This is a genomic window from Streptomyces sp. NPDC001515, assembly GCF_053597115.1.
Genome location: NZ_JBSFHN010000013.1, coordinates 60,849 through 70,808, shown reverse-complemented (window position 1 = coordinate 70,808; position 9,960 = coordinate 60,849). Strand labels below are relative to the sequence as shown.

Annotated in this window: 1 protein-coding gene; it reads right to left on the bottom strand. The window is 75.6% G+C overall.

The window, feature by feature from the left end; genetic code table 11:
* Positions 1-9,933, bottom strand: coding sequence for a type I polyketide synthase (locus ACWCXC_RS15975; RefSeq protein WP_450889342.1), 9,933 nt, complete (start codon positions 9,931-9,933; stop codon positions 1-3).
* Positions 9,934-9,960: the final 27 nt, after the last annotated feature.

Here is a 9,960-nt window from a genome sequence, read left to right as displayed (position 1 = left end):
TCAGCTTTCCTGTGCGGTGGTGTCGGTGCCGAGCGCCAGCTCGACCAGGTCGGCCAGATTCATGTCGTCGATGCGCTCCCCGGTGTCCGGTTCCGGGGTGGCGGCGGTGGGCTGCTGGGGGGCGGCGGCCAGTTCCAGCAGGGCGTCCAGCAGGCCGGTCTCGCGGAGCCGGCTGAGCGGGATGGTGCGGAGCGTCTGCCAGGTGGCGGCTTCCTCGGGGCTCTGGGCCGCCGTTTCGGGGCCGTCTCCGAACAGGCGGCCCATCAGGTAGCGGGTGAGGTCGGGGAAGGTGGGGTGGTCGAAGACGAGCGTGGTCGGGAGCTTCAGTCCGGTGAGCGCGGAGAGCCGGTTGCGCAGGGCGACGACGGTCAGGGAGTCGAAGCCGATGTCCCGGAAGGAGCGGTCGGGGCGGAGTTCGGCGGGTGAGTCGTGGCCGAGGGCGACGGCGGCCTCGCGCTGGACCCGGTCCAGGAGGAGGTGGTGGCGTGCGGTGGTGTCCAGGGCGGAGAGTTCGCGGACGAGCGCGGTCGCGGTGTCGCCGTCGGTCTCGGGGGCCCCGGAGTCGGTGAGGGCCTGCCGTGCCTCGGGCACGCCGAGGATGAGCGGACGGGTGCGGGTGGCGGAGTAGGCGGGGGCGAAGGACGCCCAGTCGAGGTCCGCGACGACCAGGTTGTGGTCCCGGCGGCCGAGGGCGTCGGCGAGGGCGGCGACGGCGGTGTCGGGGTCCATCGGCCGGTTGCCGGCCCGGCGCAGCTGGGCGGCGGTGTCCGCGTCGACCATGCCGCCGCCGTCCCAGGCGCCCCAGGCGACGGAGAGGAAGGGCAGGCCCTTGTCGCGGCGTTCGGCGGCGAAGGCGTCGAGGTGGGCGTTGGCGGCGGCGTACGGGATGCGGCCGGAGTCGCCCCAGGTGCCGGCGCCGGAGGAGAAGAGGACGAAGGCGTCGAGGTCGAGGCCGTCGGTGAGGGCGGCGAGGTTGCGGGTGCCGGTGGTCTTGGGGCCGAGGACGGCGGACAGGTCGGCCGGGGTGACTTCGTCCGTGGTGAGCGCGCGTCCGCTGGTGCCGGCGGTGTGCAGGACCGCGCGGACCGGCGGCCCGTCGGAGCCGATCTTGGCGAACAGGTCGCCGAGCGCGGCCCGGTCGGCCAGGTCGCAGGCGGCGACGACGACGTCGGCTCCCAGGTCGACGAGTTCGTCCATGAGGTCGGGCATGCCCTCGGCGGCCTCGCCGCGCCGGCTGACCAGGACGATCCGGTCGGCTCCGGAACGGGCGGCCCAGCGGGCCAGCCGGCTGCCGAGCGCCCCGGTGCCTCCGGTGATCACGACGGTGTCCCGGGGCTGCCAGGGGGTGGCCGCGCCCTCGGCGGGTGCGCGGACCAGTCGCCGGGCCCGGATGCCGGTGGCGTCGACGGTCAGGTGCTCCTCGCCGGTGGTGCCGCCGAGCACGGCGCACAGGTGGCGGGCGCTGTCCGCGTCGAGTGCCTCCGGCAGGTCGACGAGTCCGCCCCAGCGCTGACGTGGCAGGTCGATGCCGAGGACCGCTCCGGTGCCCCAGACGGTGGCCTGGGCGGGGTTGCGGGGCGGGCGGCCGGGGCCGGTGCCGATCGCGCCCGTGGTGGCCAGCCAGAGCGGGGCGTCCAGCTCCAGGGCGCCCAGGGCGCGGACCGCGGTGAGCGCGGCGGTGAGTCCGGCGGTCACGGCGGGGTGGTCGGGGTGCGGGGTGTCGTCCAGGCCGGTGAGGCAGAGGACGCCCGCCGGGCGGCGGCCGTCGAGGGCGTCGGTGATCTGCCGGGCCAGCCGTTCGGTGTCGTTCTCGGCGGTGTCCACGGTGATGTCGGTGGGGCCGGCGCCCGCGGCGGCCAGCGCCCGTACGGCGGCATCCGCGAGGGTGTCGTGGGTGCCGGCGGGGCGCAGGACGAGCCAGTCCCCGGTGAGCGGGGCCTCCGGGGCCGTCACCGGTTCCCAGGCGGTGCGGTAGCGCCAGTGGTCGAGCGTGGTGCGCAGTCTGCGCCCGGTGTGCCAGCGCGACAGGGCGGGCAGCGCGGGGGCCAGTTCGGCGCGGTCCAGGCCGGTGTGCGCGGTGAGCGCGTCCAGGTCCTGGTGGCCGACCGCCCGCCAGAACTCGGCCTCGGCCGGGTCGGCGGCGGGGGCGGTGAGCGGGGCGAACTCGGGCCAGAAGCGGCGCTGTTGGAAGGTGTACGGGGGCAGGTCGGCGCGGCGGGCCCCGGTGCCCTCGAAGACCCGGGCCCAGTCGACGGTGACCCCGGCCGTGTGGGCCTCTCCGACGGAGCGCAGGAAGCGGGCGAGTCCGCCGTCGTTGCGGCGCAGGGTGCCGAGCGCCACCGTGTCGTCGCGGTCGGCCAGGGTCTCTTCGGCGGCGGCGGTCAGCACGGGGTGCGCGCTGACCTCGATCAGCGGGCCGAAGCCCTGGTCGGCGAGGGCGCGGACGGAGTCGGCGTAGCGGACCGGGCGGCGGAGGTTCTGGAACCAGTAGCCGGCGTCGAAGACGGGGCCGTCGGCCCAGTCGGCGGTCACGGTGGAGAAGAACGGCACCTCGGGGGCCGTGGGGGTGACCGGGGCGAGGACCTCGGCGAGGCGGTCCTCGACGGCGTCGGCGTGCGGGGAGTGCGAGGCGTAGGTGATGGGGACGGTCCGGGTGCGGATGTCGTGCCCGGTGCAGTCGGCGGCGAACTCCTTCAGGGCGTCCGCGTCGCCGGAGACGATGACCGCGCGGGGGCTGTTGACCGCGCCGATGTGCAGCCGGCCCTCGTACGGAGTCAGCAGTTCCTCGACCCGGTCGAGGGGGGCGGCCACGGAGAGGAGTCCGCCGAGTCCGGCGAGGGCGGTGACCTCGCGGCCGCGCAGGCAGACCACGCGGGCGGCGTCGCGCAGGGTGAGGGCCCCGGCGAAGCAGGCGGCGGCGATCTCGCCCTGGGAGTGGCCGACGACGGCGGCGGGTTCGACGCCGTAGGAGCGCCACAGTTCGGCGAGGGACACGGTGACGGCGAAGGTCGCGGGCTGGACCACGTCATCGGTGTCGAGGCCGGGGGCGCCGGGCACGCCGCGCAGGACGTCGGTGAGCCGCCAGTCGACGAATTCCGCGAGGGCGTCCTCGCAGCGGGCGATGGAGCGGGCGAACTCCTGGGAGGTGTCGATGAGTTCGGCGGCCATGCCGGCCCACTGGGAGCCCTGGCCGGGGAAGACGAACACGGGGCGGCTCGCGGGGCGGGCGGTGCCCTCGACGAGGTGGGCGTCGGGTTCGCCGGCGGCCAGTGCGGCCAGTCCGCCGAGGAGTTCGTCCCGGTCGGCGCCGACGACCACCGCGCGGTGCTCGAAGGGGGTGCGGACGGTGGCCAGGGTCAGTCCGGCGTCGGCGGGTGCGGTGTCCCGCAGGGCGGGGAGCAGGCTCTCCGCCTGGGCGCGCAGGGCGGTCTCGCTCGGCGCGGACAGGGTCCAGGCGACGGCGGCGGGCGGTCGGCGGTCCTCGGCGGGGGCGGTGGCGGGTGCGTCCGGTGCCTGTTCGAGGACGACATGGGCGTTGGTGCCGCTGATGCCGAAGGAGGACACGGCGGCGCGGCGCGGCCGCCCGGTGTCGGGCCACTCCTCGTTGCGGTCCAGGAGGCGTACGGCTCCGGAGTCCCAGTCGACGCGGGACGAGGGGGCGTCCAGGTGGACGATCCGGGGCAGGACGCCGTGGCGCATGGCCTGGACGGTCTTGATGATTCCGGCGACTCCGGCGGCGGCCTGGGTGTGGCCGAGGTTCGCCTTGAGGGCGCCGACGAGCAGCGGGGTGCCGTCGCCGCGTTCCTGGCCGTAGGTGGCGAGGAGGGCCTGGGCCTCGATGGGGTCGCCGAGCGGGGTGCCGGTGCCGTGGGCCTCGACGGCGTCGATGTCGGCGGCGTCGAGCCGGGCGTCGGCGAGGGCCTGGCGGATGACGCGCTGCTGGGAGGGGCCGTTGGGGGCGGTCAGGCCGTTGCTCGCGCCGTCCTGGTTGACGGCGGAGCCGCGGACCAGGCCGAGGACGGTGTGCCCGTTGCGGCGGGCGTCGGAGAGCCGTTCCAGGAGGAGCAGGCCGACGCCCTCGCCCCAGCCGGTGCCGTCGGCGCCCTCCGAGAAGGGCTTGCAGCGGCCGTCGGTGGCGAGTCCGCGCTGCCTGCTGAACTCCTGGAAGACGGTCGGCGTCGACATGACGGTGGTGCCGCCGGCCAGGGCGAGCGAGCATTCGCCGGAGCGCAGCGCGGCCACCGCCAGGTGGACGGAGACGAGCGAGGAGGAGCAGGCGGTGTCGACGGTGACGGCCTGGCCCTCCAGGCCGTAGGTGTAGGCGAGCCGGCCGGAGGCGACGCTGGCGGCGGTGCCGGTGCCGAGGTGGCCTTCGAGGTCGTGGTCGCGGCCGTGCAGCAGGCCCGGGTAGTCGGTGTACATCAGGCCGATGAACACGCCGGTGTCGGTGCCGCGCAGGGAGCGTACGGGCAGGCCGGCGCGTTCGAAGAGTTCCCAGGAGGTTTCGAGGAGCAGCCGCTGCTGGGGGTCCATGGCGAGGGCCTCGCGCGGGGAGATCCCGAACGGGGCGGGGTCGAAGCGGTCGGCCCCGGTGAGGAAGCCGCCCTCGGAGGCGTAGCTGGTGCCGGGACGGTCGGCGTCCGGGTCCAGGAGCGCGTCGAGGTCCCAGCCGCGGTCCCGGGGCATCGGTCCGACGGCGTCCTCGCCGCGCAGCACCAGGTCCCAGAGCGCTTCGGGGGTGGCGACGCCGCCGGGCAGCCGGCAGGCCATGGACACGATCGCGATCGGCTCGTCGTCCGTGGTGGCGGCGGCCGGTGCGGGAGCGGGGGTGCCGGGTGCGGTCGCCGGGCCGGCCGTCAGGGACTCCAGGTGGGCGGCGAGCGCGGCCGGGGTCGGCTGGTCGAAGATGACGGAGGCGGGCAGCCGCAGACCGGTCTGTTCGCTGAGGGTGTTGCGCAGTTCGACGGCCATCAGGGAGTCGAAGCCGAGTTCGGAGAACGATTTGTCGGGGTCGACGGCGTTCACCGAGGTGTGCCGCAGGACGGCGGCGACCCGGGCCCGGACCAGGTCGATCATCCGGACCTGGCGGGTCGTGGCCGGGCCGGTGGCGGGCTTCGCGTGGCGGACGAGCCCGCGCAGCAGGGCGTGCATGGCCTGTTTGCCGTCCTGGCCGCGCAGGACGGGGAAGTCGAAGGCGGCGGGCACCAGATTGCTCTCGGGGCGGCCGAGCGCCGTGTCGAAGAGGGCGAGTCCCTCGGCGCCGCCGAGGCTGAGGACGCCGATGCTGGCGGCGCGTTGCAGATCGACGTCGGAGAGCCCGCCGACCATGCCGTCCTGCCCCTCCCACAGGCCCCAGGCCAGGGAGAGGCCGGGGAGCCCCTGGCGCCGCCGGTGTTCGGCGAGGGCGTCGAGGTAGGCGTTGGCGGCGGAGTAGTTGCCCTGGCCGGGGCCGCCGAAGGTGCCGGCGGCCGACGCGAACAGGACGAACGCCGTGAGCGGCAGATCGCGGGTCAGTTCGTGCAGGTGGAGCGCGCCGCCGACCTTCGGGGCGAGGACGGCGTCGAGGCGCTCGGGCGTCAGGGACTGGATGATGCCGTCGTCCAGGACGCCCGCCAGGTGGATGACGCCGGTCAGCGGGTGCGCGGCGGGCACGGTGGCGAGCAGGTCGGCGAGGGCGTCCTTGTCCGTGACGTCGCAGGAGACCAGCCGGACGTCCGCGTCCAGCCCGGTCAGTTCGGCGGCGTCCGCCGAACCGGGCCCGGACCGGCTGGTCAGCAGCAGATGCCGGACCCCGTGGTGCTCGACCAGGTGCCGGCACAGGGCGCGGCCGAGGAGGCCGGTGGCGCCGGTGACCAGGACCGTGCCCTCGGGCGCGAAGGCCGGGGCGGCCTCCTCGGTGCGCGGCTCGGGGCGGGCGAGCCGGGGCGCGTACCAGCGGCCTTCGCGCCACAGCAGCGACGGTTCGTCGTACGGGAGGGCGGTTACCGGGATGTCGGCGGAGTCGGCGGAGTCGTCGATGTCGACGAGGACGAACCGGTCGGGGTTCTCCGACTGCGCGCTGCGCACCAGGGCCTGGACGGCGGCGGCGACGGGGTCGATGTCGCCGCTCTCGCCGGGCAGCCGGGCGGCGGCGCGGGTGCACAGGACGAGCGGGGTGCCGTCGGGGTTCTCCGGCCGGGACAGCTGGTCCTGGAGGAGCGCGAGGGTACGGTGCAGGGCCTCGCGCAGGGCGGGGTGCGGGTCGTCGGGGAGCGCGGGGCCGCCCGGCAGGTCCACCACCTCGGGGATGCCGGCCGGGGCGGGCCCTGCGGGGACCTCGGGCCATTCGACGCGGAACAGGGCGTCGCGGTGGCGCGGCAGGGCGCGCAGCGTGTCCCCGGGCAGGGGGCGGACGAGCAGCGATTCGACGGAGACGACGGGGGTTCCGGCGGTGTCGGTCGCGGTCAGGGTCAGGGAGCGCTGTCCGGACCGGTCGAGGGTGACGCGCAGGGCGGTGGTGCCGGGGGTGTGCAGGGCGACGCCGGTCCAGGTGAAGGGGATCGCGGCGTCGGAGGTGTCGCCGCCGAGCGCGGAGGCGTGCAGGGCGGCGTCCAGGAGCGCCGGGTGCAGACCGTAGCGTTCGGCCTCGATGTGCGCGGACTCGGGGAGTTCGACGTCGGCGTGGATCGTGTCGCCGAGCCGCCAGGCGGCGCGCAGCCCGCGCAGCAGCGGCCCGTACGCCAGTCCGGCGTCGGCCAGTGCGTCGTAGAGGCCGGTGGTGTCCAGGGGGGTCGCGCCGGCGGGCGGCCAGTCGGCGGGGTCCGGGAAGGGGGCCGGGTCCGCCGCCGGGGTGAGGCTGCCGGTGAAGTGGCGGGTCCACGGCTGGTCCGGGAGGTCCGTCTCGGGCCGGGCGTAGCCGGTGACGGTGCGCCGGCCGGCCGGGTCGGCGGCGCCGACGGCCAGTTGCACGGTGATCCGGTCGGCGGGTTCCAGCACGAGGGGTTCGGCGAGCACGAGTTCCTCGACGCGGGGGCAGCCGATGTCGGCGCCGGCGCGCAGCGCGAGTTCGAGGAAGGCGGTGCCGGGCACCAGGATGCGGTCGGCGACGCGGTGGTCGGCGAGCCAGGGGTGGGTGGCGACGGAGAGTTCGCCGGTGAAGACGTGGCCGTCGGCGTCGGCGCGTTCGGTTCCGGCCGCGAGGACGGGGTGGCCGGCCGAGGTGTCGCGCTGCGGGTAGGGGGCGTCCAGCCAGAACCGGCGGCGCTGGAAGGCGTAGGTCGGCAGGGTGGGGCGGTGGGTGCCGGTGCCGTCGTAGAAGGCGGCCCAGTCGACGGGGACGCCGCCGGCCCAGAGCCGGGCCACGGTCTCGGTCAGCGTCTCGGCCTCGGGCCGGTCCCTGCGCAGCAGCGGGCGTACGAGTGCCTGGGCGGTCCGGTCACCGGCGACGGCCGCGCACAGCGGGCCGTCGGGGCCGAGTTCGACGAACCGCCGGGTGCCGAGGGTGTGGAGGTGGTCGATGCCGTCGGCGAAGCGGACGGCGTCGCGGACGTGGCGCACCCAGTGGTCGGCGGTGAACTCCTCGACGGGTCGCCCGGTCAGGTTGGAGACGACCGGGACGGCGGGCCTGTGGTGCTCCACGGTCCGGGCCACGGCACGGAACTCCTCCAGCATGCCGTCCATGTGGGCGGAGTGGAAGGCGTGGCTGACGGTGAGGCGGCGGGTGTCGCGGCCGGTGAGTTCCCCGGCGACGCGCGCCACCTCGTCCTCGTCGCCGGAGAGGACCACGGAGTCGGCGGCGTTGATCGCGGCGATCGACACCCGGGGCCCGAGCAGCCCGCCGACCTCGGCCTCGGTGGCGCGTACGGCGAGCATGGCACCGCCGCCGGGCAGTGCCTGCATGAGCCGGGCGCGGGCGGCGACCAGCCGGCAGGCGTCGGCCAGGGACAGCGCGCCGGCGGCGTGGGCGGCGGCGAGTTCACCGATGGAGTGGCCGATGAGGTGGTCGGGCCGCACGCCCCAGGACTCCAGCAGCCGGAACAGGGCCACTTCGAGGGCGAACAGGGCGGGCTGGGTGTATTCGGTGCGGTCGAGGAGTCCGGTGTCCTCGAACATGACGGTCTTCAGCGGGGTGCCCGTCCCCGTGTCGTAGTGGGCGCAGATCTCGTCCAGCGCGCGGGCGAACACCGGGTAGGCGGCGTACAGTTCGCGGCCCATGCCCACCCGCTGGGAGCCCTGGCCGCTGAACATGAAGGCGACGGGGCCGTCGAGAGGCTGCCCGGTCAGGACTCCGGGTGCGGTGGTGTCGCCGTCGGCGAGGGCGGTGAGGGCGGCCGTCAGGTCCTGCGGGCCGGTGCCGACCACGACGGCGCGCCGCTCCAGGGCGGCGCGGGTGACGGCCAGGGCGTGGCCGACGTCCCGGGGGTGGTGGCCGGTGACGCCGGGGAGCAGGGCGCGGGCCTGGGCGGTGAGGCCCTCGGCGGTCTTCGCGGAGACCACCCAGGGGATCACGGGCAGGGTGCGCGGGGGGATGTCGGACCCGGCGGCGTCCTGCGGGGCGGGGGCGGGCTCCTCCTCCGGGGCCTGTTCGACGATCAGGTGGGCGTTGGTGCCGCTGACGCCGAACGCGGAGACGCCGGCCCGGCGGGGGCGGTCCGTCGCGGTCCAGGGCCGGGGCTCGGTGAGGAGCCGGACCCGTCCGGCGGACCAGTCGACGTGCCGGGAGGGCGCGGTCACGTGGAGGGTCCTGGGCAGGCTGCCGTGCCGGATCGCCTGGACCATCTTGATGACCCCGGCGACCCCGGCGGCGGCCTGGGCGTGCCCGATGTTGGACTTGAGCGAGCCGAGCCACAGCGGCCGGTCCTCGGGCCGGTCCTTGCCGTACGTGGCGATGAGGGCCTGGGCCTCGATCGGGTCGCCGAGCTTGGTGCCGGTGCCGTGTGCCTCGACGGCGTCGACGTCGGCGGGGGTGAGTCCGGCACTGGCCAGGGCCTGGCGGATGACGCGCTGCTGGGAGGGGCCATTGGGGGCGGTGAGGCCGCTGCTGGCACCGTCCTGGTTGATGGCGGAGCCGCGGATGACGGCGAGGACGGGGTGGCCGTTGCGCCGGGCGTCCGAGAGGCGTTCCAGGGCGAGCAGCCCGACCCCCTCGGACCAGCCCGTTCCGTCGGCGCCGTCGTCGAAGGACTTGCAGCGCCCGTCGGGGGCGAGGCCCCGGTGCCGGCTGAACTGGACGAAGGTGACCGGGGTGGACATGACGGTGACGCCGCCCGCCAGGGCCAGGTCGGCTTCGCCGGACCGCAGGGACTGGCAGGCCAGGTGCAGGGCTACCAGCGAGGAGGAGCACGCGGTGTCGAGGGTGACCGCGGGCCCTTCGAGGCCGAGGGTGTAGGCGATGCGGCCGGAGGCGATGCTCGGGGAGCTGCCGTTGCCGATGTAGCCCTCCAGGCCGCGCGGGGCCTGCCGCACCCGCCCGCCGTAGTCGTTGTACATGACGCCGACGTAGACGCCGGTACGGCTGCCGCGCAGCGAGACGGGGTTGATCCCGCCGCGTTCCAGGGCCTCCCAGGAGGCTTCGAGGAGGAGCCGCTGCTGCGGGTCGGTGGCCAGGGCCTCGCGGGGGCTCATCCCGAAGAGTTCGGCGTCGAACTCGGCGGCCTCGTGGAGGAAGCCGCCCTGGGTGGAGTAGCAGGTGCCGGGCCGGTCGGGGTCGGGGTCGTAGAGCGCGGCGAGGTCCCAGCCCCGGTCCGTGGGGAACTCGGAGACGGCGTCGGTGCCGTCGGCGACCAGCTGCCACAGCTCGTCGGGCGAGGTGACCCCGCCGGGCAGGCGGCAGCTCATGCCGACGATGGCGACGGGCTCGGTGTCCTTCGCCTCGTACTCCGCGAGCCTGCGACGGGTGCGCTGAAGGTCGGCGGTGGCCCGCTTCAGGTAGTCGCGCAGCCGTTCCTCGTTCATGGGACTGCTCATCGGTCTCCCCCTCGT